Genomic DNA, 23,986 nt, shown 5'->3' with positions numbered 1-23,986 from the left:
CATGCGTCCAATCAAAAAGTTCCTTGCCACCGTGCTGATGGCAGCCAGCGCCGCGGGCGCCCAAGCCTGGCCCGACCAGCCGATCACGCTGGTGGTGCCCTACACGCCCGGCACGGGCATCGACCTGATCGCACGCCAGCTCTCGGCCCGGCTGCCGGCTGTGCTGGGCCAGCCGGTGGTGGTCGACAACGTGGCCGGCGCGAGCGGCAATATCGGCAGCGAGAAGGTGGCGCGCGCCAAGCCCGACGGCTACACGCTGCTGGTGCAGGTCAACACGCTGGTCATGAACAAGAGCCTCTACAAGTCGCTGGCCTATGACCCGCTGAACGACTTCACGCCGGTATCGCTCACCTCCTGGGGCACGCTGCTGCTCGTGACCAATCCGAATGTGCAGAAGACCACCTCGGTGGCCCAGGTGGTGGCGGAGGCCAAGGCCCATCCCGGCAAGCTCACCTATGCCACGCCAGGCGTCGGCACGCCGCACCACCTGTCGATGGCGCTGTTGCTTCAGAGCACCGGCACCGAAATGCTGCACGTGCCCTACAAGGGCACGGCTGGCGCGGTGACCGACCTGCTGGGCGGGCGCATCGACTACATGTTCCTGCCGGTGCACGTGGCGCTTCAGCACATCCAGGCCGGCAAGCTGAAGGCAATCGCGACCGGCAGCGACAAGCGGCTGGCGCAGCTGCCCGATGTCCCGACCCTGGCCGAGGCCGGCATCAAGGGAGGCAACGTCGACATGTGGTACGGGGTGCTGGCGCCCAAGGGGACACCCGGCGCAGTGGTGGCGCGTCTCAACAAGGAGATCGCCGCGGTGCTGAAGCAGCCCGAGGTCGCAACCGCCTTCGAGTCGCAGGGCATGGTGCCGGCGAGCTCGGGCCCCAACGAGTTCAAGGAGCTCATGGCGAAGGACGCACAGCGCTGGGCCGGCGTGGTTCAGCGCGGCGGCATCACTGCGGACTGAGGGCGAGAGAAGCAAGACCGGCGAAGCTGCCTCCACCCGCGCTCGGTTCGGGCGGCTGCTCGATCGCGAATGCGATGGCGCGCTCGATGGCGTCGGGCGCAGAGACGGCGCGCACCGAGCGCCCCTCGGTGCAGGCGGCAGGGGCCGACGCAGCCGCATGGACCATCACGTCGACGCGGCCGAAGACCTCGTACGCCTCGTCGATGAAGCACTGCATGCTCGCGCGCTGCGTGACGTCGAGCACCTGGTAGTGCGCCGAGCCGCCCGCCTGGACGATCTCCCTGGCGAGCGCGTTCAAGCGGCCGATGCCACGCGCGCCCAGCATCACCTTGGCGCCGCGCTGCGCCAGCACTCTGGCCACGGCTTGGCCGATGCGGCCGCTGGCACCGGTGATGGCGACGACCTTGCCCTGAATTCCCGACATGTTGCGCTCCTGGATGAAGACCCCGGCGCAGATGCGGCGAGGACTGGAACGAGTCTAGGAACGAGCAGGCGACAGGCGGTAGCCGATTCTGGGACGCTTCTTGCCCGATCCTGCAAAGGCGCGAGCGGCCGGCGGCGCATGCCTCATTTGGCCGCGCGATAAAGCGCTTCGACCTTGGGCACGTTGGCCTCGAGCTTGGCGATGCGGTCGGTCCCGCTCGGGTGGGTCGACAAAAAGCTCAATCCGCCCTGGCTCTTGGAGGCCTGTCCCATCTTCTTCCACAGCGATACGGCCGCTTGCGGGTTGTACCCGGCGCGCGCGGCGAGCTCGAGCCCGACCAGGTCTGCATCGGTCTCGTCGCTGCGGCTGAACTTGAGCGTGAGCAGTTGCGTGCCGGCCCGCGCCGCGAGATCGCCTGCCTGGCCCAGGCCCAGCAGCTGCGCTCCGATCGACAGCGCGGCGCCCGTGCCCGCGCTCTTGGCCAGGCGCGCGCGTGCATGCTCGCGCAGGGCGTGCGCCATCTCGTGGCCCATGACCATCGCGACCTCGTCGTCGGTGAGCTTGAGCTGGTCGAGGATGCCGGTAAAGAAGGCGATCTTGCCGCCCGGCATGCAGAAGGCGTTGATCTGCTTGCTGCCGATGAGATTGACCTCCCACTTCCAGCGTGCAGCCCGTTCGTTCCATTGGGCTGCGAAGGGGATGATGCGCGCCGCAATGGCGCGCAGGCGCTGCAACTGCGCATTGCCGGCCTCGGCCAGCGCGCCCTTGGCCTTGGCCTGCGCCAGCAGTTCGCCGTACTGCTGGACGCCGGCCTGCTCCACGTTTTCAGCCGGCACCAGGTTGCGGGCAACGGAGGCCTTGCCCACCTCCACCTGCGCCACGGCCGGGGCGGCCGCCGCGGCAGCGGCCAGCAGGAACGCGCGACGGCCGCGCCAAGGGCCGGAGCGGGAGGGGCAGTGCAGACACATGCGGGAATAATAAGAGAGCCTCAAAAGATCAACTTCATGTCCGCACCCCCGGCCGACCAGAATTCCCCCGCCCTGCCCTGGCGCGATGCGCTCAAGGTGTACCTCGAACCCGCGACGCTGCGCATGCTCGCGCTGGGCTTCTCCGCGGGCCTGCCTCTGCTGCTGGTGCTGGGAACGCTCAGCTTCCGGCTGCGCGAGGCCGGCATCGACCGCACGACCATCGGCTACCTGAGCTGGGTCGGCCTGGCCTACGGCTTCAAGTGGGTATGGGCGCCGCTGGTCGACCGGCTGCCGGTGCCGCCGCTGACCACGCTGCTGGGGCGGCGACGCGGCTGGCTGCTGCTGGCGCAGCTGATCGTGTCTGCCGGCCTGGTCGGCATGGCCTTCAACGATCCCCGTGCCGGCCTCCCGCCGCTGGTGTGGTGCGCGCTGCTGGTGGCCTTCGGCTCGGCGACACAAGACATTGCGCTGGACGCCTTCCGCATCGAATCGGCGGCCACGCGCAAGCAGGCTGCGCTGGCAGCGGCCTACCAGACGGGCTACCGTCTCGCGATGATCTGGGCCGGCGCGGGCGTGCTCTGGATCGCGGCCTGGGCCGAGCTCGCCGGCAGTACCGGCTACCAGGACGGCGCCTGGAAGACGGCCTACCTCGCGATGGCGGCATCGATGGCGGTGGGCGTGATCACGGTGCTGCTGTCGCCGGAGCCGGCACGCGTGGCGCTGCCGAAGGCGAAGAACGCGGCGGAGTGGCTGGAGAGCGTGGTCATCGAGCCCTTTGCCGACTTCTTCCGCCGCTATCGCTGGCAGGCGGCATTGATCCTCGCGCTGATCGCGGTGTACCGCATCAGCGACGTGGTGATGGGCATCATGGCCAACCCGTTCTACGTCGACATGGGCTTCACCAAGGACGAAGTGGCGACCGTCAGCAAAATCTACGGCGTGGTGATGACGCTGGCCGGTGCCTTCGTGGGCGGCGTGCTCTCGATGCGGCTGGGCGTGATGCGGGTGTTGATGCTGGGCGCGGTGCTCAGTGCCGCCAGCAATCTGCTGTTCGCCGCGCTCGCCAGCCGAGGACACGACCTGACGGCACTGGTGCTCGTGGTGTCGGCCGACAATCTGGCAGGGGGCATCGCCTCGGCTGCCTTCATCGCCTACCTGTCGAGCCTGACCAACGTCAGCTACTCTGCCACGCAGTACGCGCTGTTCAGTTCGCTGATGCTGCTGCTCCCCAAGTTCATCGCTGGCTATTCCGGGGCGTTTGTCGATGCCTACGGCTATCACGCCTTCTTCACGGGCACGGCGGCGCTCGGCGTGCCTGTGCTACTCCTGGTCGGGTTGGCAGCACGAAATGCCCCGGCACGGAAGCCGCATGTGGCGACCGAAGTGGCGCCATAATGGCTCCATTTCGGAGGCAACGTGGTTAATCTGTCGATCAAGGACGTACCAGAAGATCTTGCCGAGCGGCTGCGCCAGCGGGCGGCGCGCAATCATCGGTCCTTGCAGGGTGAGCTGATGGCCCTGCTCGAGCAGGCGTTCCAGGAGCCGGCGCCGCCGCCGGCCCCCATGCCGCGCCCGGGCGCCGTCAGCGTCGGGTGGAACGGCTATCCCGTCATGCGGCGGGGCGGCAAGCCGATCGAGCAGATCGCGGCCGAAATCCGGTCGCGGCACCCCGAGCCTGCTCGCGGCGCGCCAGACGCTCTGGAGATCCTTCGCGCCAAGGGCCTGATCAAATGAGCTGCCGGGCCGCTGCCGAACCGAGCAATACCGCAGCGGGCGGAGTGGGGCCTGCCTCGTGAGCGCAGCGACCAAGGCCTTCTACGTCGCCGAGCCGCCGGCGCCCTTCGGCAAGCGCCCACCGATGGTGGTCGATTGCAGCGCGATGAGCGCCATCCTCTTCAACGAGCCGCCACGCGAAGGTGCACTGGCGCGGCTGGCCGGCCGCAGCCTGCATGCGCCCAACGTGCTCGACCACGACATCGTGAACGTCGCGCTCGAAAAGCGTCGTTCGAATGAGCCGGCCGAAGTCATTGCGCAGATGCTGCGCGACTACGCCGCCTCCGACATCGAGCTTCACCCGGTCGATCCGGTGGCGCAGTACGAACTGGCAGCGCGCTACGAGCTCACCGCTTACAGCGCCGCCTATCTCTGGCTGGCCGCCGAGCTCAAGGCGCCGCTCGCCACTTTCGATGCCCGGCTCGCCAAGGCGGCCCAGGCGCACCTCGGCACCTTGTAGGGCCGTAGGACATTCACGCCCACGCGACTGTCGAAGTAGCTGGTAGGCTGTGACGTTTTTCACGCTTCGCATCACCGCCCATCGTGCCGCTTCCTTCCCGCATCCCACCCCTCCAGATCAGCGCTTTCACTGCGACCTCGGCCGTTGGCGTCGGCAAGCAACCCCTGCTAAGCGCGCTTGAGCAATCCACGAGCGGCCTGCGCGCCAACGACTTCGGCGCCACGCCCCTGCCCACCTGGATCGGCCGCGTCGACGGCCTCGAAGAGATCAGCCTGCCTGAGGACCTGGCGGGCTGGGACTGCCGCAACAACCGCCTGGCCTGGCTCGGGCTGCAGGCCGACGGCTTCATCGAGGCAGTGGCGGCGGCGCGCGAACGCCATGGCCCGGCACGCATCGCGCTGATCCTCGGCACCTCGACATCGAGCATCGGCGAGACCGAGCTTGCCTACACCCAGCTCGATGCCGACGGCCGCTTCACGGCGGAGCAGCGCAGGCCCCGGGTGCACACGCCGCATTCGCTCACGATGTTCGTGCAGGAAGCGCTGGGCCTCGAAGGGCCGGCCGAGACCCTCTCTACCGCATGCTCGTCCAGCGCCAAGGTCTTCGCCTCGGCGGAACGGCTGATCCGACTGGGCCTGGTGGATGCGGCCGTGGTCGGCGGGGTGGACACGCTCTGCGGCAGCGTGCTGTTCGGCTTCAACTCGCTCGAGCTGGTCTCGCCCGAGCCCTGCCGCCCCTTCGATGCGGAGCGCAACGGCATCAGCCTGGGCGAGGCCGCCGGCTTCGCGCTGCTCGAGCGCGGCCCGGGCCGGCTGGAGCTGCTGGGCTACGGCGAAGCCAGCGACGCGCACCACATGTCTACGCCGCATCCCGAGGGCCTGGGCGCCGAGCGCGCGCTCGACGACGCGCTGGCGCGTGCCGGGCTGGCTGCGGAGGACATCGACTACATCAACATGCACGGCACGGCCAGCGCCAAGAACGACGAGGTCGAGGGCGCCCTGGTGGCTCGCCGCTTCCCCCCGGGCACCCATGCCAGCTCGACCAAGGGCTTCACCGGCCACACGCTGGGCGCGGCGGGCATCGTAGAGGCCGTGATCAGCCTGCTCGCCATCGAGTGCGGGCTGATGCCGGGCACCGTCAACACTGGCGTGCTCGACCCCGGCTGCGGCCCGCAGATCCGGCTGGAGCCCGCGCGCGGCGAGGTGCGCCGTGCGCTTTCCAATTCCTTCGGCTTCGGCGGCAACAACTGCGCGCTGGTGTTCGGCAAGGGGACCGCGGCATGAACCCGGCAACGCCCACCCTCTACATCGAAGGCCCTGCTTTCTGGGCTTCCACGCTGCCCGGCTGGAACGTCGCCCGCGCGGTCTTCCGCGGCGAGGCTGCACCGGCCGACCCTCCGGCCAAGCGGCCCTCGCCGCAGATGCTGGCCCCGGCCGAGCGGCGGCGCGCACCCGACACAGTCGCGCTGGCGCTGGAGGTCGCGGCCGCCGCGGTCGAAACTTCGGGCCGTGCCGCGAAGGACCTGCCGTGCGTGTTCGCGTCGGCGCACGGCGACCTGGGCATCAACGACTACATGTGCGCCACGCTGGCGAACGACCCCAAGGTGCTGTCGCCGATCAAGTTCCACAACTCGGTGCACAACGCTGCCGTCGGCTACTGGACCATCGGCACCGGCTGCACGGCCGCGAGCAACTCGCTGGCGGCCTACGAGCACAGCTTCGCGGCCGGCCTGCTCGAAGCTTCGACGCAGTGCGCGGCCGATCAGCAGGCGGTGCTGCTGGCCGGCTTCGACATCCCATCCGTCGGGGCATTGGGCTCGGTGATCGAAAGCAGCGAGCTGCTGGCCGTGGCCCTGGTGGTCGCACCCACCCGAACGGAGCGCACGGTGGCGGCGTTCGACTGGTCGCTGGCCGCCGGCACGCCGGCGCCGCAACGGCCGCTCCCGCAGGCGGCCGTGCCGCTGCAGGCCAACGCCATGTCCGACGCACTCCCCTTCTTCCACGCGCTGGCGCGTGCCGAAACCGACTCGCTGGACCTGCCGCTCGGCGCCCGGCTGTCGCTGCGGCTGCGGCTGGAACCCCGGGGCTGACGCGCCGTGGAGACCACGTCCTCCCACCACGATGTTGTCATCATGGGGGGAGGGCTCGGGGGACTCACGCTCGCGCTGCAGCTCAAGCGCCGCTTCGGGGACATCGACGTGGCGGTGCTGGAGCGCCGCGCGCATCCGGTACCGCATGCCACGCACAAGGTCGGCGAGTCTTCGGTCGAGATCGGCGCCCATTACTTCGACACGGTGCTGGGCCTGAAGGCCCACCTGCACGACGCCCACTTGCGCAAGTTCGGCTTTCGCTTCTTCTTCAGCGAGGGCCGGCGCGACATCGACCAGGTGACCGAGATCGGCTCCAGCCGCTACCTCTCGGTGCCCAGCTACCAGATCGACCGCGGCATCTTCGAGAACTACCTGGCCAGGGAAGCCACGCGGGCCGGCGTGCGCTTCACCGACGACGCACTGGTGCGCCGCATCGAGCTGGCCGAGGATGCCCATGCGCCGCACCGGCTCGAATGGACGCACGACGGCGAAACGCACGTCGTCCACGCACGATGGCTGGTCGACGCCTGCGGCCGCGCCGGCCTGCTCAAGCGCAAGCTGGGGCTCGCGCAATCCAATGCGCATGTGTGCAACGCGGTCTGGTTCCGCATCGGCGAGCGCATCACCATCGACCACTGGTCCGACAGCGCCGAATGGCGTGAGCGCTGCGAGCCGCAGGCTCGGTGGCTGTCGACCAACCACCTCGTCGGGACAGGGTACTGGGTCTGGCTCATCCCGCTGGCTTCGGGCTCCCATTCGGTCGGCATCGTGGCCGACCCGCGGCAGCATCCGCTCGACGCCATGGACAGCTTCGACAAGGCGATGGCGTGGCTGCGCACCTGGCAGCCGCGCCTTTTCGACGAGCTCGACGGCAAGCGGCATCTGCTGCAGGACTTCGCCTTCTTTCGCGATTTCTCCTACGGCTGCAAGCAGGTGTTCTCGGGGCAACGCTGGGCATTGACCGGCGAGGCGGGACTCTTCCTCGACCCCTTCTACTCGCCGGGCAGCGACTTCATCGCGATGAGCAACACCTACATCACCGACCTCATCGCGCACGATCGCGCCGGGCACTCGGTGGAGGCGCGCGCCCGGCTGTACGACCAGATCTACCATTCCTTCTACGAGAGCACGCTCGCGCTCTACACCGACCAGTACGCCCTCTTCGGCGACCCGGAGGTGCTGCCGGTAAAGGTCATCTGGGACTACACCTACTACTGGGGTGTGCTCTCGCAGATCTTCTTCCAGCAGCGGCTCACCGACCTGGCGCTGCTCGGCAGCCTGCGCGAGGAGCTGCAGCACTGCCAGCACCTGAACTTCGCGATGCAGGACTTCCTGCGTGCCTGGTCGGAAAAGAGCGCCAAGCGCAACCCGGCCGTGATGCTGGACCAGGCCGCGCTGCCGTGGTTTGCCGAACTCAACCGCAGCCTGGGCGACCGGCTGGACGACGCGGCGTTCCAGGCGCGGATGCGCGCCTCGGCCGAGCAGCTGCGAACGCTCGCCGGCGAGATCCTGGAACGAGCGGGCAGCGAGCATCCGGGACTGGATGGCCGAGCCCTGCGCGCCGTCCTGGCCGAAAGGACCGGCGCCGCGCAGTCGCCCGCCGGTGCCGCGGCACCCATGCTGTTTGCCGCCCCCTGACAATGGATACCGCCGGCTGCGAGGTTTACGCCAACTTTACGGAGCGTTCAAGCCTTCTTGTCGCCGGCCGGCGAGGCTAGGCTTCAGCATTTCCCCCGGCCCCTGCCGGGCCGAACAAACCGGCGAAGCGCCGGCCGAGGACCCCGATGAGCACACCCCAACTCCTGATGATCGAAGACGACGCCCGCCTGGCTCAGATGGTCGGCGAGTACCTGGCGCAATCGGGCTTCGGCTTCCACCACGCGCTCGATGGCGCCAGCGGGCTCGAGATGTTGCAGCAGCGCTCGCCCGATCTCGTGATCCTCGACCTGATGCTGCCCGATGTGGACGGCCTCGAGGTCTGCCGCCGCATCCGCGCCCTGCCCAACAGTGCCCTCGCCAAGGTATCGGTGCTGATGCTCACCGCCAAGGGCGATCCGATGGACCGCATCATCGGCCTGGAGATCGGGGCCGACGACTACCTGCCCAAGCCCTTCGAGCCGCGCGAGCTGCTGGCGCGCATCCGTGCCGTGCTGCGACGACGCGCCGAGGGCGGCAGCGAGGCGGCACCGGCTGCCGTGATGCGATTCGGCACGCTGGAGATCGACCGCAATGCCCGCAGCGTGACCATGGGGGGCGCGCTCGCCGACCTCACCTCCTACCAGTTCGACCTGCTGGTCGCCATGGCCGAGCGGGCAGGCCGCGTGCTCACGCGCGACCAGATCATGGAAGCCGTGCGCGGCCGCGAGCTGGAGGCCTTCGACCGCTCGATCGACGTGCACATGGGCCGCATCCGCGCAGCAATCGAGGCCGACGCGAAGAATCCGAAGCGCATCCTCACCGTGCGCGGCGTCGGCTACGTGTTCGCCAAGCAGCAGGACTAGGGCGGGCGTCCCATGCTGATCAACCTCTACCGGCGCCATCTCTACGTCCGCATCTGGCTGGCGGTGGTGGGCGGCGTCGTCATCCTCACCCTCTGCGCCAACTGGATCGTGCGGGAAGCGGCCGAGAACGAGCGCGAGCGGCTGTCGGCCGTGCCGCGCGAGGTGGTGGTGCTCGACGACAAGGAACGCGCCATCGGCGTCGGCAGTGCCGTGCGCGTGCCGGGCCAGGGCCTGGAGTTCGACGTGACACTCGAGGACGGTCGCTCGATGTCGCTGCGCGTCGCGCCGCGGGCCCGGCCGACGGGCAGCACCGGCCTCGCGGCCTGGCGCACCCCCTTCGGCCTGGGCTGGATGATTGCGCTTGTCGGCATGGCGGTGGCCCTGGGCGTCTATCCGATCGTGCGGCGCCTCACCAAACGGCTCGAAGCGCTGCAGCGCGGCGTCCAGCGCTGGGGCGAAGGCGATCTTTCTGCGCGTGTGGCGGCGGAGGGGCAGGACGAGGTGGCCGACCTCTCCAACCGCTTCAACGCCGCCGCGGCCCGCATCGAGGAGCTGGTGCGCTCGCACAAGTCGCTGCTGGCCAATGCCTCGCACGAGCTGCGCTCGCCGTTGGCGCGCATCCGCATGGGCCTGGAGCTCATGAGCGACCGGCCGAGTCCGACGGCGCGCGACGAGATCGCACGCAACATCGCCGAGCTCGACCAGCTGATCGACGAGATCCTGCTGGCCAGCCGGTTGGACGCCAAGGAAGCCGACATGGGCACGGTCGAGACGGTGGACCTCACCGGGCTGGCGGCCGAGGAGTGCGCGCGCATCGACGCCGAGCTCGACGTCGCGGAGAACGCCAGCAGCGAGGCGCTCACGGTCCGCGGCGTGCCGCGCCTGCTGCGCCGCGCGATCCGCAACCTGCTCGAGAACGCGCGCCGCTACGGCGCCGGCGAGATCAGCGTGGAGCTCGGCAACCGGCACGGCAGGGCGGAAATTCGCGTCAACGACCGTGGGCCCGGTGTGCCGGCTGCGCTGCGCGATCGCATCTTCGAGCCCTTCTACCGGCTGCCGGGCGCGAGCGAGCGCAACGGCGGCGTCGGCCTCGGGCTCGCGCTGGTGAAGTCGATCACCGAGCGCCACGGGGGCAGCGTGCGTTGCGAGGACCGGCCGGGCGGTGGCGCGAGCTTTGTGATTGCACTTCCGAACTAGACCGCGCTCGATTCGTTCGAAGGCGGAGGGTGCTGCAGGGTTGCGAATGAATTCTCGCTTTTTGTCGCACACGCCTGACCGCTCCCTCGGACACTTCTAGCATCCGACGGTCGTCGAGCCCCTGGGGCTCTGAACTGCGCCTTTGCATTCCAGCATGCCGGAGAGCCGCCGCTCAGGCGACATTGACCGCCACGTGCGCGCCGCGTGCGTGGGTCGCTGTACGACCCCGAGAGCCCCCATGAACAGAACGCATCGCACTCTTTGGAACCCCGCGCTCGGCGCCTGGGTTGCCGCCCCCGAGAACGCTCGTGCGCGAGGCAAGCAAAACCGAGGCACTTCGCGCATCACAAGGGCTTGTGCACTGGCAGCTGCCGTGTCGTGCGCGGGCATGCCCACCGCTTATGCGTGCGATGCGGGCAGCACGGCCCAGTTGGCCGCCTGCATCGCGGGCAGCGAAGCGGTCATCAATCTCACGGCATCCATCACGTTGGAAACGCAGTTGCCGGTGGTGGAGCGCAGCGTGACCATCAATGGCGGCGGGTTCACGCTCGACGGGTCTGGGCGATTCCGGGGCTTCTTCATCGGCTCGGGCATCACCACCGTCAATCGCTTGACGATGCAGAACCTGCGGGCGCAGGGGGGGAACGGAGGAGCAGGCGTCACTCCGGGCGGCGGTGGCATGGGCGCGGGAAGCGCGGTGTTCGTCGTCGCCGGCGCAGGGGCCAATTTGAGCGACGTGGTCATCGCCGGCAACCGCGCGGTCGGAGGAAATGGCGGCCTCCAGGTGGCGGCCAACGGTTTTGCCGGCGGGAGCGGCGGCGGCGGAATGGGTGGCAATGGGGGTGCATTGATCTCCGGCGCCAGCGAGTCCGGAGCTGGCGGCGGCGGCTTGTTCATCGATGGCGGCCCGACCCGAAAGAGCGTCACTCTGTCTGTTGCCGGCGGCAACGGCGGCGGACCGAATGGCGGCACCGGCAACGTTTCCAATGGCAGCGATGGAGGCGCCTACACAGGTGGCGGGGGCGGCGGCTTTGATTGGAACCAGATTGACGACACTCGCGGTGGAAATGGCGGCTTGGCCGGCGGCGGTGGGGGTGGTGGCGGCGTGTGGGATTCGGAGGGGGGACACGGAGGGTTCGGGGGCGGAGGCGGCGGCGGCGACTTTTTCGCGGGCTGGGGCGGCTTTGGCGGCGGCGGCGGTGGCACCGCACGCAGCGCATCGAGCTCGACCACCCTTCCTGCCGGGTTAGGCGGTTTCGGAGGGGGCTCCGGCGGATCTTCAACGGGCGGCGGTGGTGCGGGCTTGGGAGGCGCCATCTTCGTCATGAACGGCGGCACGCTCACCTTGGGCGGCAGCATTGAGCTGCATGGAAACAGCGTGGCGGCCGGCGCGAGCGGCGGTGGCATTTCGCGAGCCGGGTCGGCTTTCGGCAGCGGCATCTTCATGCAAGGCGACAGGAGCTTACTGACCTTCTCGCCTGACGCTGGCGCCGCGCAAACCATCGCCGACGCGATCGTCGACCAGACCGGCTCCGGCGGCACCGGCGCCAATGCCGGCAGCATCGGTCTCGTCAAGAGTGGCGCCGGGCGGCTGGTCCTCTCAGGCGCCAACGCCTACAGCGGCGGCACCACCGTCACCGATGGCACGCTGTCCATCTCCGCAGACCAGAACCTGGGCTCGGCATCGGGCCTGCTGACGCTCGATGGCGGCACGCTGCAGACCACGGCGGCCGTTACCACGGCGCGTGCCATCACCATCGGAAGCGCCGGGGGCGGCTTTCAGACCGATGCAGCCATGACCTCCACCGGCGTCATCTCGGGGGCCGGCGGCCTGGTCAAAGCCGGCGCCGGTGGGCTGACTCTCGCGGGCGCCAACACCTACAGCGGCGGCACCTTCGTCAACGGTGGCACCCTGTCGATCTCCGCAGACCAGAGCCTGGGCGCGGCGGGGGGCCCTCTGTTCTTCGCTGGCGGCACGCTGCGCACGACCAGTGCCTTCGCTACCACGCGAATCATCGTCCTCAACGCGGGTGGCGGTACCTTGCAGACCGATGTCGATCTCTGGGCCAGCGGCGTCATCGGTGGCAAGACGGGCGCCGCCTTGACGAAGACGGGTGCGGGCACCTTGACGCTCACCGGCATCAATAGCTACACGGGCGGCACGCGCTTCAATGCGGGCGTGGTCTCCGTGTCCGACAACGCCAACCTGGGCGCTGCCGCAGGGGGCCTCGTCTTCAACGGCGGCGCGCTGCAGACCACCGCGAGCTTCACGATGAGCCGTGCCACGACACTCGAAGCGCTGGGCGGCGCGATCGACACACTCGCCGGCACGACACTGACCCATCAGGGCGCGATCGGCGGGACTGGCGGCCTGGTCAAGGCGGGTGCCGGCACCCTGACCCTCACCGGGCTCAACAGCTATGCAGGCGGCACCCAGCTCAAAGGGGGCGCACTGTCGATCTCCGCTGATCAGAGCCTGGGCGCGGCGTCGGGCGCGTTGGCGCTTGATGGCGGCACGCTGCGCACTACCGGTGCTTTCGCCACCGCGCGGGGCGTCAACGTCGGTGGGAGCGGCGGCACCCTGCAGACCGATGCGAACCTCACGGCGAGCGGCATCGTCAGCGGCGCGGGTGCCCTCACCAAGACCGGCACCGGCACCTTGACCCTCACCGGCGAGAACAGCTACAGCGGCGGCACCGACCTCAAGCAAGGCAGCCTCGCTGTCGGCAACAACAGTGCGCTGGGCACCGGCCAACTCGCCATGCACGAAGGCACCACATTGCGCTTCGCCGCCGATGGCCTCGACCTGGCCAATTCCATCGCCTTCACCGACGCGGTCGATCCCACCATCGACACCGGTCCCTTCACCGCCACCCTCACAGGCGCCATCACCGGGCCTGGGGACTTGAGCAAATTGGGAAGCGGCACGCTCATCCTCTCGGGTGCCAACACGTACAGCGGCACGACGACCGTGAGCGAAGGCACCCTGCGCGCGGGTGCTGCCAACACCTTCAGTGCGGCTTCCGCTCATACCGTTGCTTCGGGTGCCACGCTTGATCTTGCCGGCTTCAGCCAGAGCATCGCTGGCCTCGCTAATGCCGGCACCGTCTCCCTCATAGGTGCGACACCCGGCACCACGTTCACCGTCACCGGTCCTTATGCGGGCAACAACGGCCTCCTGCGCCTGGGCACGTTCCTGGGCGACAGCGTTAGCGCCAGCGACCGGCTCGTACTCAGCGGCCCGGGTGCCGTGGCCAGCGGGCGCACCACCGTGCAGGTCGTCAACCTCGGCGGCCTCGGGGCGCTCACCGTCGGCAACGGCATCGAACTGGTCAGTGCCCTCAGCGGCGCCACCACCACCGCGCAGAGCACCAAGGACGCCTTCGCCCTGCAGGGCGGCCACGTCGATGCAGGGGCGTACGAATACCGCCTGCAGGCGGGCGATGCCGCAGGCGCAGGAGAGAACTGGTATCTGCGCACCAACACCACCATCACTCCACCGCCCCCGCCGGCACCTCCGGCTCCCCCAGCGCCACCTGCGTCGCCTGCGTCGCCTGCGCCACCTGCACCCCCCGCGCCACCAGCACCTCCGGCATCCCCTGCTCCTGCGGAGCCCCTTGCACCTGCCGGTCCGCCTTCGCTACCGCCGACTCCCTCAGCGGCCCCCATCCAGGTGCCGACCTACCGCGCCGAGGTACCCCTGTTCGCAGCCCTGCCCGAGCAACTGCGCCAGGGCAACCTGGCCATGCTCGGCAACCTGCACCAGCGCATCGGCGACGACGACGTGCGCTCAGGGTCGGGCGCCCAAGCCACCGCTGCAGCCTTCGCCATCGGCGAGCGCCGAGCCTGGGGCCGCGTGCTCAGCACGGGCCTGAACATCCGGCAAGGCGGCACCGTCAGCCCGCAAAGCGACGGCCGCCTCAGCGGCCTGCAGGCCGGCACCGACCTGTGGACCGATGTCGATTGGCGCGCCGGCCTCTACGTCGGTCAGCTCGACGGCGATATGCAGGTCAAGGGTTTCGCGCGCGGCATCGCCAACCTCACGGTCGGCAGCAACGACCTGCGCAGCCAGTACCTGGGCGGCTATGCGACCTATACCGACACCAGCGGCTTCTACGCCGACGGCGTGCTGCAGGCCGGGCGCCACCGCTACGAGGTCAAGCCCCAGGCGAGCCTGCGCAGCAAGGGCAAGGCCAGCAGCCTGAGCGCCTCGCTGGAGCTGGGCCAGTCCTTCGCGCTGGGCGAGGGCTGGCAGATCGAGCCGCAGGCGCAGCTGGTGCACCAGCGCGTGGACCTCGACAACGTGGACATCGCCGGCGCGCGCGTCCATCAGGAACGAGAAGGACGCTGGCTCGCCCGCGTGGGGGTGCGCGTGAAGGGCGACATCGCCACGAGAGCAGGCCGGCTGCAGCCCTATGCGCGGGTGAACCTGTACCGCGCCTCGGGCGGCAACGATGTCACGCGCTTCATCAACCCGGCGGCCATCACGGCGATCGGCAGCAGCACCGGCGGCACCTCCACCGAACTGGCAACAGGCTTCACGCTGTCGCTGAGCGACTCGACCAGCCTCTACGGCGAAGTCGGCAAGCTGTGGGAGTCAGTTGGAGACACCCGCGTGAAGTCGCAGCTCAACGCCTCGGCGGGGCTGCGGGTGCGCTGGTAGTCGAAGCGCACCGAACGAAGACCGGCCCAACAAGCAGGGCGACTGCTCGGCCGGCCGTCGAATCCACCTTCGCGAGCGATGGCGCGCCGCAGCGGCGCCAGTAGACCTGCAGGTCAGGAGGCGCTCGATCTGCGGCCCCTAGAATCCGCCACCATGCAGAGATCGCAACTCGTCCGCCCCGCAGCCATGTTCTGGGGGCTGACGGTGTTCATGCCGGTCGGCGTCCCCTATCTCGCCGCGCTCCTGGTGCTCCTCGCCCTGTTCGTGGCCGGGGACTGGCGCGAGCGCGCGCAGCGCCTGCGCGCCAACCCGATGTGGTGGCCGATCGTGGCCTACGTCGCGTGGACGCTGGTGATACTGGCGCTGCGACCCTGGTATCCGCAGACGCCGTCGAACCTGGCCCATGGCCTGCGCATCGCCGCCACGCTGCTGATGGCCCTGGCCCTCACGCGCGAGGAGGCGGTCTGGGCGCTGCGCGGCTTTCTGCTGATGGCGCTTTTCAACATCGTGCTGATCGCGGCGTTCTGGTCGGCGATCTTCCTGAAGATCTATTTTCCGGTGCTGGAGCCGTACCGTGGCGTGATCTTCCTGGTGGGCAACAAGTCGATCAGCAACGCGCTGCTCTTCACCATCCTGGGCGCGACGGCGGCCGTGTTCGGCCTGCAGGCGCTCTCGGAGCACCGACCGCTGCGCGCGGTCGCGGCCCTTGCGGTGACCCTGGCGGTGGTGGTGGTGATCACGTTCAGCCTGCCTTCGCGCACTTCGCTGCTGGCGCTGCTGCTGGTGATTCCGGCCGCCTGCGTGCACCAGTGGCGGCGGCAACTCAAGGTGCTCGCGTTGGCGCTGGTGGCCAGCGGCGCCATCATGGCCGTGGGCCTCTGGAACTCGCCCGCGGTGCAGCAGAAGTTCGAGCTCGGCGTGCAGGAACTCGAAGCCGCACAGAACGGCGCGGTCTCCGAGGGAAGCTGGGTGGTGCGCTACTACATGTACCGCGACACGGGCCGCATGATCCTCGACCGGCCCCTCACCGGCTGGGGCATCGGCGGCTGGACCGAGCAGTGGCACCTGCGCGGGCCCAAGCTGCTGGCCGACTACAACATGCCCCACAACGACTTCCTGTGGATGGGCTCGCAGGCCGGCATTCCGGGCGCGCTGACGCTCCTGGCGATCATGCTGACGGGCGTCTGGGTGGCTTGGCGGCGCAACGATCTGTATGGCCGTTACGCTTTCGCCGCGCAGCTGATCGCGCTGATCGCGACCAACGCGAACTCGGCGCTGCGCGACGCGCAGATCGGGCTCAGCCTGCTGTGGGTGTCGACGATCTACCTGCGGCTGGCGCAGGAGCCGGGTGACTCATGGCGCGGGCTGCTGCCGCGCCGGGCGACAGACGCGCTCAGTGGCGATGCCCCACCGCCTCGCCGGCCTTGAGCCGGTAGACGGTGCCGCAGTAAGGGCACTTGGCCTCGCCGGTGCGCGCCACGTCCAGGTAGACCTTGGGGTGCGCGCTCCACAGCTTCATGTCGGCCTTGGGGTTGGGGCAGAACACCCCGCCCTGGTGGTTCAGGTCCTGGCCCGACAGTTCGATCACGGCGTTGGCACTCATTTGTTCTCTCAAACCTTTGTGAGCCAGTGGGCGTACTTGGGATTGCGGCCGTTCACGATGTCGAAGAAAGCGCTCTGGATCTTCTCGGTGACGGGGCCGCGCGAACCCTGGCCGATTTCGATGCGGTCGAGCTCGCGAATGGGCGTGACCTCGGCGGCAGTGCCGGTAAAGAAGGCTTCCTCGGCGATGTAGACCTCGTCGCGCGTGATGCGCTTCTGCACCACCTCGATGCCGAGGTCCTTGCAGATGTGAAGGATGGTGTTGCGCGTGATGCCGTTCAGCGCGCCGGCCGAGAGGTCGGGCGTGTAGACCACGCCGCCCTTGACCACGAAGATGTTCTCGCCCGCGCCTTCGCTCACGAAGCCGGACGCGTCGAGCAGCAACGCCTCGTCGTAGCCGTCGTCCAGGGCTTCCATGTTGGCGAGGATCGAGTTGCTGTAGTTGCTCACCGCCTTGGCCTGCGTCATCGTGATGTTGACGTGGTGGCGCGTGTAGCTCGATGTCTTGACGCGGATGCCGCGCTTCATGCCTTCATCGCCGAGGTAGGCGCCCCAGGCCCAGGCCGCGACCATGGCATGGATGCGGTTGCCCTTGGGGCTCACGCCCAGCTTCTCGGAGCCGATCCACACCAGCGGGCGCAGGTAGCAGCTCTCCAGCTTGTTGGTGCGCACCACCTGCTTCTGTGCCTCGTTGAGCTGCTCGGGCGTGAACGGGATCTTCATGCGCAGGATCTTGGCGCTGTTGAAGAGCCGCTCGGTGTGTTCCGCCAGGCGGAAGATCGCGGTCCCGTCAACCGTCTTGTAGGCCCTCACCCCCTCGAAGGCGCCGCAGCCGTAGTGCAGCGTGTGGCTCAGTACGTGGATCTTGGCGTCGCGCCAGTCCACGAGATCACCGTCCATCCAGATTTTTCCGTCACGATCGTCCAGTGCAGGGGGCAGCGCGCTCATTTCTTTGTCCTTTTGGGGGCGGGATGTCGCAAAAGCTTGCGATTTTACGGCGCGGCAGGTGTTGCGCCCGTCGACAATGCTCGGCTTTGCCAAACAGCCTGGAAAAGGGTTCTCTTCTCGTGTCCGTCTTCAAGAACGTCATCGTCTATCGCATCGAATCCACGTGGTCGCAAACGCTCACCGACGCCGAGCAGCGCCTCGACGCCTTCCGCTTCGTGCCCTGCAGCCCGTCGCAGGAAAAAGCCGCCGGCTGGACCGAGCCGCGCGGCGAGGCGCACGGGCCGCTGGTCGAATCCGTCGGCGGCCAGTGGCTGCTCGAATACATGATCGAGAGCAAGACCCTGCCTGGCTCCGTGGTGCGGCGCAAGGTCGAGGAGCGCGCCGCGCAGATCGAGGCGACCACCGGCCGCAAGCCCGGCAAGAAGGAGAAGAAGGAACTCAAGGAAGACATCACGCAGGAGCTGCTGCCGCTGGCCTTCACGCGCCACGTGCGCATTGCAGTCTGGATCGATCCGGCCGCGCGCCGGCTGGTCGTGAATGCGAGCAACGCAGCGCGCGCCGACGAAGTCGTGACCAGCCTGGTCAAGGCGCTGGAAGGCTTCGCCGTGGCACAGATCAACACGCAAGTGGAGCCGGCCGTGGCCATGTCGGACTGGCTGTCGACGCAGGAGCCGCCGGCCGGCTTCACCATTGACCGCGAATGCGAGCTCAAGGCCACCGACGAATCGAAGGCGGTGGTGCGCTATGCCAAGCACCCCCTGGACATCGACGAGGTCCGACAGCACATCGCCGACGGCAAGCGGCCCACGCGCCTGGCCATGACCTGGGACGACCGCGTGTCCTTCGAGCTGACCGAGGGCATGCAACTGCGCAAGATCGTGTTCATCGAAGGCACGCTCGACGATGCGCCGGGCTCGGCCAAGGAAGACAACTTCGACGCCGATGCCGCCATCGCGACCGGCGAGCTCGGGCAATTGGTGCCGGAGCTGATCGAGGCGCTGGGCGGGGAGATGCAGCTGGGCGCGGCGCCGGTGGATGCGCCGCCGAAGGCGACGGCGTCCACGGAAGAACTGGCCGACGAATCGGCGCCGTTCTAGCTGCGACTACATCGGCGGCCGCAGCGCGTCCGCAGCCGCCGGCTTGACGGCGTCGGCGCTCCGCGGGTCGGCCGGCTGTTGGTCGTCCTCGGCCGGCGCCTGCGGCCGCACGAGCGTCCATTCCGTCAGCTTGCCGTTCACGAAGGTCGCGTCGACCCAGGAGCCACCGTTGTCGGTCCAGCGATAGACCTCGGGCTGCGCATCCTTGGGCGTGCGCTGCTCGCCCAGCGCGCGCGTCATCGCAATGACATGGAGCAGGGTCACCTTGGGCTTGAGCTTGGCGTTGAGCATCACGGCGCTGGCCACCGTGCCGATGGGCCGGTCGGCTGCGCGCTTCAAGACCTGCATGGTGCGGTTGAAATGCATCAGCAGGAACATGATGATCGCGCCGCCGGCAAAGGCGACCCCTGGCCACCCATAGGCGCGATAGGAGGCGCCGAGCAGCAGCAGCCCCGCGAGGGGCATGAAGACTTTCCCGAAATTCATGCTTGCATTGTCGCCGCCGATGGCGCCGGCTATTTGAGGAGTTCGCGCATCTTCCGGCGCAGGGCACGCTCGCGCTGCTGCTCGGCCTTCCAATCCTCCCGGATGGCGATGGTCACCGAGATCGCCATCAGCAGCAGCACCACCGAAAAAGGCAGCGCAAAGACGATGGTGGCCGTCTGCACCGCAGTCAGCCCGCCAGCCAGCAGCAGGCTCAGCGCAATGGCCGCCACCAGCACGCCCCAGATGATCTTGACGCGCGCGGGAGGATTCGGGTTGCCGCCGGTGCTCATGGTTCCCAGCACCAGCGTGGCCGAGTCGCCCGAGGTCACGAAAAAGACGAAGACGAGCACCGTTGCTATCACCGACATCACGCCACCGCCGGGCATGGCATCGAGCATCACGAACATGGCGGTCGACGCGTTGGCCTTCACCGCCTCCGCCAGCGGCACGCTTTGGAAGATCTCGAAGTTGAGCGCCGCCCCGCCGAAGACCGAGAACCACACGAAGCCCAACAGCGTGGGCGCGAACACCGTCCCCGCCAGGAACTGCCGGATGGTCCGGCCCCGCGACACGCGCGCAATGAACAGGCCGACGAAGGGCGACCACGCCAGCCACCATGCCCAATAGAAGATGGTCCAGTCGCCGACCCACGAGCTGGTGCGGAAGGGCGACATGCGCAAGCTCATGCGCACGAACTCCGCGATGTAGACGCCGAGCGTGTTGGTCAGTGTCTCGACGATTGCGACCGTCGGCCCCAGCACCAGTACCGCCAGCGCCAGCGCTGCGGCCAGGCAGAGATTGCCCAGCGACAGCCACTTGACGCCACGCCCCACGCCCGTCACGGCCGAGGAGATGAACAGCACGGCAGTGACAACGATGATGAGCGACTGCGCGGTCGGGCTCACCGGCAGGCCGAATACCGCGTTGAGCCCGCTGTTGATCTGCGTGGCGCCCATGCCGGGCGATGCCGCGACGCCGAAGGCGGTGGCCACCACCGCCAGCACATTGAAAGCCGGCGACAGCCGCTTCGCCACCTGCCAAGGCAGCGCCTCGGTCACCGAGCTCACCAGCGGCAACGACTGGCGGCGGAAGCTGAAAAAGCCGATGGCCAGCCCCACGATGCCGTAGATCGCCCAGGGGTGCAGGCCCCAATGGAAGAAGGCGTAGCGCATGGCGGCGGAGGCCGCCTCGGGTGTGCCCGGCGCGATGCCGGGTGGTGGATCGGCATAGTGCGAAATCGGCTCCGCCACCCCCCAGAACACCAGGCCGATGCCCATGCCGGCGGCGAACAGCATCGCGAACCAGGAGGCCAGCGAGAACTCGGGTTCCTCGTCCTCGTCACCAAGCTTGAGGTCGCCATAGCGGCTGAAGGCCAGGAAGAAGGCCAGCAGCACCAGGCCGAGCACCAGCCAGAGATAGAACCACCCGAAGTTGCGGGTGATGCCTGCCAGCGCGGCGCTGAAGACCTGGTCCAGCGAGCTGGGCGAAACCAGGCCCCAGACGACCACGGCCGCGATGAGCCCGGCGGAGATGAGCAGTTGCATGGTGCCGCTCCCTTTCTGTTGTGCGACGGTGGGCGCCGGCTCAATCGAGCCCGCGCACCACCTCCATCGCTTGCTCGATGCGCTCCACAGGATGGATCGTCAGCCCCTCGATCTCCTTGGCGCCCTTGCGCGGCGCGTTGGCCTTGGGCACCACCGCCACGCTGAAACCCAGCTTTGCGGCTTCGCGCAGCCGCTCCTGCCCGCGCGGCGCTGGCCGCACCTCGCCGGCCAAGCCCACCTCGCCGAACGCGATGAAGCCCTTGGGCAGCGGCTTGCCGCGCAGGCTGGAGGTGATGGCCAGCATCACCGCCAGGTCGGCCGCGGGCTCGCTGATGCGCACGCCGCCGACCGCGTTGACAAACACGTCCTGGTCCATGCAGGCCACGCCCGCATGGCGGTGCAGCACCGCCAGCAGCATCGCGAGGCGGTCGCGGTCCAAGCCCACGGACAGGCGCCGCGGGCTGGGGCCGCCGTTGTCCACCAAGGCCTGAATCTCCACCAGCATCGGCCGCGTACCTTCTAGCGTGACCAGCACGACGCTGCCGGGCACCGGCTCCGCATGCTGGCTCAGGAAGATCGCACTGGGATTGGCCACACCCTTGAGGCCTCGCTCGGTCATCGCGAACACGCCGATCTCGTTGACGGCGCCGAAGCGGTTCTTGATGGCGCGCACCAGGCGGAAGCTCGAATGCGTGTCTCCCTCGAAGTACAGCACCGTGTCGACCATGTGCTCGAGCACGCGCGGGCCGGCCAGCGCGCCTTCCTTGGTCACATGGCCAACCAGCACCACGGCCGTGCCGCTGGCCTTGGCGAAGCGCGTCAGGTGGGCCGCGCATTCCCGCACCTGCGCCACCGAGCCGGGGGCCGAGGTCAGCTGGTCGGAGTAAACGGTCTGGATCGAATCGATTACCGCGATCGCCGGCCGCGTGGCGTCCAGCGTGGCGAGGATCTTCTCCAGCTGGATCTCGGCCAGCACCTGCACCTGCGACTGTTCAAGGCCGAGCCGCCGCGAGCGCAGCGCCACCTGGGCGCCGCTCTCCTCGCCGGTGACATAGAGCGCGTTGCGCCCCGCGCGCTGCAGTGCATCGACCGCCTGAAGCAGCAGCGTGGACTTGCCGATGCCAGGGTCGCCCCCGATCAGCGTGACCCCGCCGTCGACGATGCCGCCGCCCAGCACGCGGTCGAGCTCGTCCAGCCCGGTGGGCGTGCGCTCGGTGTCGGTGGCCTCGATCTCGGACAGCGTGGCCAGCTCGGCCGAGCCGGCGAGCGAGGCGTAGGGTGCGCCGAAGCGGTTGTTGCCGCTGCCCGCCGCCGCGGCGGCCACCTGCTCGATCAGCGTGTTCCAGGCGCCGCAGCTGGGGCAGCGGCCCAGCCACTTGGGGCTGGTGCCGCCGCACTCGGAGCAGACGAAAAGTGTTTTTTCCTTGGCCATCGCCCGAGTGTAGGGATGCGCTTCACAGCCATGGATCCAGCGTCGAGCGGAAACTAGCGTGACGCCCCAGCCGCGGCCAGCAGCCGCCTGGGCGGCTTGGCACCAGGCGCTGCATCCCCGGCCTCGAGCAGCTTTTCGTAGTTCCTTCGCAAAATGATGCCGGCGTAGTAGACATGCTCGCGCATCAATTGCTCTGCCCGGACGCTGTCGCGTGCAATGACGGCCTCGACGATCCGGTGGTGATCGCCGTGGGAGCGCAGGATGATGCCGTGGTCATCCCACAGCACGATCCGGTCCGAGGCGAAGGGAATGTTCTGCGCCTGCTCCGCAAAGCGGGTCACCCACGGGTTGCCCGAGGCCGTCAGCAAGGTGTCGTGGATGGCGACATTCATCTGCTGGTAGGGCTCGTGGTCCTCGGGGCGCAGCACGCCGGCCGCCAGGATCCGGTCACCCTCTTCGAGGCTTGCCTCGAGCCCGCGCGCCTGGTCCTGCGTCACGCCGCGCACCGCGGCATTCCGGCAGGCCAGGCCCTCGAGGACCGACCGGACCTCGTAGGCGGCCACGATTTCGTCCACGTCGAAGCCGCGAACGAGATAGCCGCGCTTGGGTTGGTGATCGATCAGGCCTTCGGTCGCGAGCGTGCCGAGCGCGGCGCGCACCGGCGTGCGCGAGACGCCAAGCTGCTCGGCCAGGGGAACTTCCTCCAACCGTGCGCCGGGCCGAACCTGGCCATGGAGGATCCAGTCGCGCAGCGTGTCGGTGACGTTCTGGGCAAGTGTCTGCATGGCGTCCTTCGTACGTGGTCGCTACCAAGTATACCTAGCGAGTCGCGCTTGTATACATGACCGTCTAATCGCGCGCGAATTACGGGTAAACCCAGGCAGACCTTTGCCTCCATGTATACATAATCGCCAACTTCACCAACTTCATTCGAACGTCAGGAGATAAGCGTCATGGCAAGTGCGATCGAAAAGGTCGACACCACCTGGCTCGGATTGACCGGCGGAGTCTGCGTCGTGACGGGAGCCGGCGGCGGCATTGGCGCCGAGATCGCGCGACAGCTCCTGCAGGCCGGCGCGCGCGTTGCCTTGCTCGATCGCAACACGGAAACCCTCGGCAGCGTCCTGGCGGACCTGGGCGCAAGCGCCGATCGCGTCATGCCGGTGGCGTGCGACGTGACCAGCGCCGACAGCGTGCAGCTCGCCGCGGACAAGGTCCGTGCCGCGTGGGGGCCCGCCGGGCTGCTGGTCAACAACGCTGCGGCGCTCTATGCGGACGCGGTCATGGACATCGCGCTCGACAAGTGGAACCAGCTGCTGGCGGTCAACCTGTCCGGCTACCTGCTTTGCGCACAGGTGTTCGGCCGCCAGATGATCGAGAACGATGGAGGCGCCATGGTGCATGTCGCCTCCATCTCGGGGAGCATCCCGCAGCCCTATAGCGGCGCGTACAGCGTGAGCAAGGCAGGGGTGAAGATGCTCTCGCAGCTGCTCGCCGTCGAGCTGGGCGAGCACCGCATCCGCAGCAACGTGGTGAGCCCCGCCATGATCCGCACCCCGATGAGCGAAGGAATTTACGAGAACCCCGCCGTGCGCCAGCGCCGCGAGCAGATCGTTCCGGCCGGCCGCATCAGCACGCCGCAGGACATCGCCGGCGCCGTGCTGTTCCTGGCGAGCGATCGCGCCAGCTACATCAGCGGCCAGGAGATCCTGGTCGATGGCGGCCTGACGCAGGCTTGGCTGAGCCTCATCCCGCGCCCCGGCTTCCAGAAGGAAGACGCCGCCTCCTCTTCCAACGCCTGAGGCGATCCTTTCGCCAGCCTCTCTCTCAATCACGAA

The 23,986-nt window shown here is 68.5% G+C and carries 21 protein-coding genes and 1 pseudogene; 14 read left to right on the top strand and 8 right to left on the bottom strand.

Features of this window, described 5'->3' with window-relative positions:
* Position 1: 1 nt before the first annotated feature.
* Complete coding sequence (locus tag E5CHR_RS01805; RefSeq protein ID WP_162578110.1) at positions 2-964, top strand: tripartite tricarboxylate transporter substrate binding protein; 963 nt, start codon at positions 2-4, stop codon at positions 962-964.
* On the opposite strand, the gene E5CHR_RS01800 is transcribed toward E5CHR_RS01805, so the two are convergent.
* Together E5CHR_RS01800 and E5CHR_RS01795 are read right to left on the bottom strand one after the other, a co-directional pair.
* Entirely contained in the window at positions 951-1,388 is a 438-nt protein-coding gene (locus tag E5CHR_RS01800) for an SDR family oxidoreductase (protein ID WP_162578109.1), read from the bottom strand. The genes E5CHR_RS01805 and E5CHR_RS01800 overlap by 14 nt on opposite strands.
* Before the next feature lie 143 nt (positions 1,389-1,531).
* Positions 1,532-2,356 (bottom strand): M48 family metallopeptidase, encoded by an 825-nt coding sequence (locus E5CHR_RS01795; RefSeq protein WP_162578108.1) that lies wholly within the window; start codon positions 2,354-2,356, stop codon positions 1,532-1,534.
* 36 nt (positions 2,357-2,392) lie between these two features.
* On the opposite strand from E5CHR_RS01795, the gene E5CHR_RS01790 reads away from it, so the two are divergent.
* From E5CHR_RS01790 to E5CHR_RS01745, 11 genes and pseudogenes are all read left to right on the top strand, one after another.
* Positions 2,393-3,751 carry an AmpG family muropeptide MFS transporter gene (locus E5CHR_RS01790; RefSeq protein ID WP_162578107.1) on the top strand — a complete coding sequence of 453 codons (1,359 nt, stop codon included), beginning with the start codon at positions 2,393-2,395 and terminating at the stop codon, positions 3,749-3,751.
* Between the two features lie 21 nt (positions 3,752-3,772).
* Positions 3,773-4,090 carry a FitA-like ribbon-helix-helix domain-containing protein gene (locus E5CHR_RS01785; RefSeq protein WP_162578106.1) on the top strand — a complete coding sequence of 106 codons (318 nt, stop codon included), beginning with the start codon at positions 3,773-3,775 and terminating at the stop codon, positions 4,088-4,090.
* A 58-nt stretch (positions 4,091-4,148) separates the two neighbouring features.
* The gene (locus E5CHR_RS01780) at positions 4,149-4,589 is read left to right on the top strand and encodes a type II toxin-antitoxin system VapC family toxin (protein WP_162578105.1); all 441 of its coding nucleotides are present in this window, start codon (positions 4,149-4,151) and stop codon (positions 4,587-4,589) included.
* 80 nt (positions 4,590-4,669) lie between these two features.
* A complete protein-coding gene (locus E5CHR_RS01775; protein ID WP_443083110.1) occupies positions 4,670-5,872 on the top strand; it encodes a beta-ketoacyl-[acyl-carrier-protein] synthase family protein in 1,203 nt (400 codons plus the stop codon).
* The gene (locus E5CHR_RS01770; protein WP_162578104.1) at positions 5,869-6,678 is read left to right on the top strand and encodes a beta-ketoacyl synthase chain length factor; all 810 of its coding nucleotides are present in this window, start codon (positions 5,869-5,871) and stop codon (positions 6,676-6,678) included. The genes E5CHR_RS01775 and E5CHR_RS01770 overlap by 4 nt, the downstream gene beginning before the upstream one ends.
* 42 nt (positions 6,679-6,720) lie before the next feature.
* Positions 6,721-8,316, top strand: a complete 1,596-nt coding sequence (locus E5CHR_RS01765) for an NAD(P)/FAD-dependent oxidoreductase (protein ID WP_162578103.1) — start codon at positions 6,721-6,723, stop codon at positions 8,314-8,316.
* Between the two features lie 146 nt (positions 8,317-8,462).
* Positions 8,463-9,179 (top strand): response regulator transcription factor, encoded by a 717-nt coding sequence (locus E5CHR_RS01760; RefSeq protein WP_162578102.1) that lies wholly within the window; start codon positions 8,463-8,465, stop codon positions 9,177-9,179.
* 12 nt (positions 9,180-9,191) lie between these two features.
* A complete protein-coding gene (locus E5CHR_RS01755) occupies positions 9,192-10,376 on the top strand; it encodes a sensor histidine kinase (RefSeq protein ID WP_162578101.1) in 1,185 nt (394 codons plus the stop codon).
* 154 nt (positions 10,377-10,530) lie between these two features.
* A pseudogene (locus E5CHR_RS32105) lies at positions 10,531-10,743 on the top strand (ESPR domain-containing protein); the annotation flags it as partial.
* Between the two features lie 21 nt (positions 10,744-10,764).
* On the top strand, positions 10,765-15,039 hold the full coding sequence (locus E5CHR_RS01750; protein WP_269474037.1) for an autotransporter outer membrane beta-barrel domain-containing protein: 4,275 nt from the start codon (positions 10,765-10,767) through the stop codon (positions 15,037-15,039).
* A gap of 153 nt (positions 15,040-15,192) precedes the next feature.
* On the top strand, positions 15,193-16,467 hold the full coding sequence (locus E5CHR_RS01745; RefSeq protein ID WP_162578099.1) for an O-antigen ligase family protein: 1,275 nt from the start codon (positions 15,193-15,195) through the stop codon (positions 16,465-16,467).
* Here the strand turns inward: E5CHR_RS01745 and E5CHR_RS01740 are convergent.
* Together E5CHR_RS01740 and E5CHR_RS01735 are read right to left on the bottom strand one after the other, a co-directional pair.
* Entirely contained in the window at positions 16,433-16,642 is a 210-nt protein-coding gene (locus E5CHR_RS01740; protein WP_162578098.1) for a zinc-finger domain-containing protein, read from the bottom strand. The two genes, E5CHR_RS01745 and E5CHR_RS01740, sit on opposite strands and share 35 nt — an antisense overlap.
* Positions 16,643-16,650: 8 nt before the next feature.
* Positions 16,651-17,589, bottom strand: a complete 939-nt coding sequence (locus E5CHR_RS01735; RefSeq protein ID WP_162578097.1) for a branched-chain amino acid transaminase — start codon at positions 17,587-17,589, stop codon at positions 16,651-16,653.
* Positions 17,590-17,708: 119 nt separating this feature from the next.
* Here E5CHR_RS01735 and E5CHR_RS01730 point away from each other — a divergent pair, with 119 nt between their 5' ends.
* On the top strand, positions 17,709-18,686 hold the full coding sequence (locus tag E5CHR_RS01730) for a recombination-associated protein RdgC (RefSeq protein ID WP_162578096.1): 978 nt from the start codon (positions 17,709-17,711) through the stop codon (positions 18,684-18,686).
* 6 nt (positions 18,687-18,692) lie between these two features.
* Here the strand turns inward: E5CHR_RS01730 and E5CHR_RS01725 are convergent, their stop codons facing one another.
* From E5CHR_RS01725 to E5CHR_RS01710, 4 genes are read right to left on the bottom strand one after another with little or no spacing between them, the layout of a single operon-like run.
* A complete protein-coding gene (locus tag E5CHR_RS01725; protein ID WP_232061920.1) occupies positions 18,693-19,172 on the bottom strand; it encodes a glycerate kinase in 480 nt (159 codons plus the stop codon).
* Positions 19,173-19,201: 29 nt separating this feature from the next.
* A complete protein-coding gene (locus E5CHR_RS01720; RefSeq protein WP_162578095.1) occupies positions 19,202-20,716 on the bottom strand; it encodes a BCCT family transporter in 1,515 nt (504 codons plus the stop codon).
* A 40-nt stretch (positions 20,717-20,756) separates the two neighbouring features.
* Positions 20,757-22,148 (bottom strand): DNA repair protein RadA, encoded by a 1,392-nt coding sequence (gene radA, locus E5CHR_RS01715; protein WP_162578094.1) that lies wholly within the window; start codon positions 22,146-22,148, stop codon positions 20,757-20,759.
* A 53-nt stretch (positions 22,149-22,201) separates the two neighbouring features.
* On the bottom strand, positions 22,202-22,933 hold the full coding sequence (locus E5CHR_RS01710; protein ID WP_162578093.1) for a GntR family transcriptional regulator: 732 nt from the start codon (positions 22,931-22,933) through the stop codon (positions 22,202-22,204).
* A 168-nt stretch (positions 22,934-23,101) separates the two neighbouring features.
* Here E5CHR_RS01710 and E5CHR_RS01705 point away from each other — a divergent pair, with 168 nt between their 5' ends.
* Positions 23,102-23,950 (top strand): SDR family NAD(P)-dependent oxidoreductase, encoded by an 849-nt coding sequence (locus tag E5CHR_RS01705; protein ID WP_162578092.1) that lies wholly within the window; start codon positions 23,102-23,104, stop codon positions 23,948-23,950.
* Positions 23,951-23,986: the final 36 nt, after the last annotated feature.

The organism is Variovorax sp. PBS-H4, assembly GCF_901827205.1.
Lineage (GTDB): Bacteria > Pseudomonadota > Gammaproteobacteria > Burkholderiales > Burkholderiaceae_C > Variovorax.
This window is presented reverse-complemented; position numbering and strand designations above follow the sequence as displayed.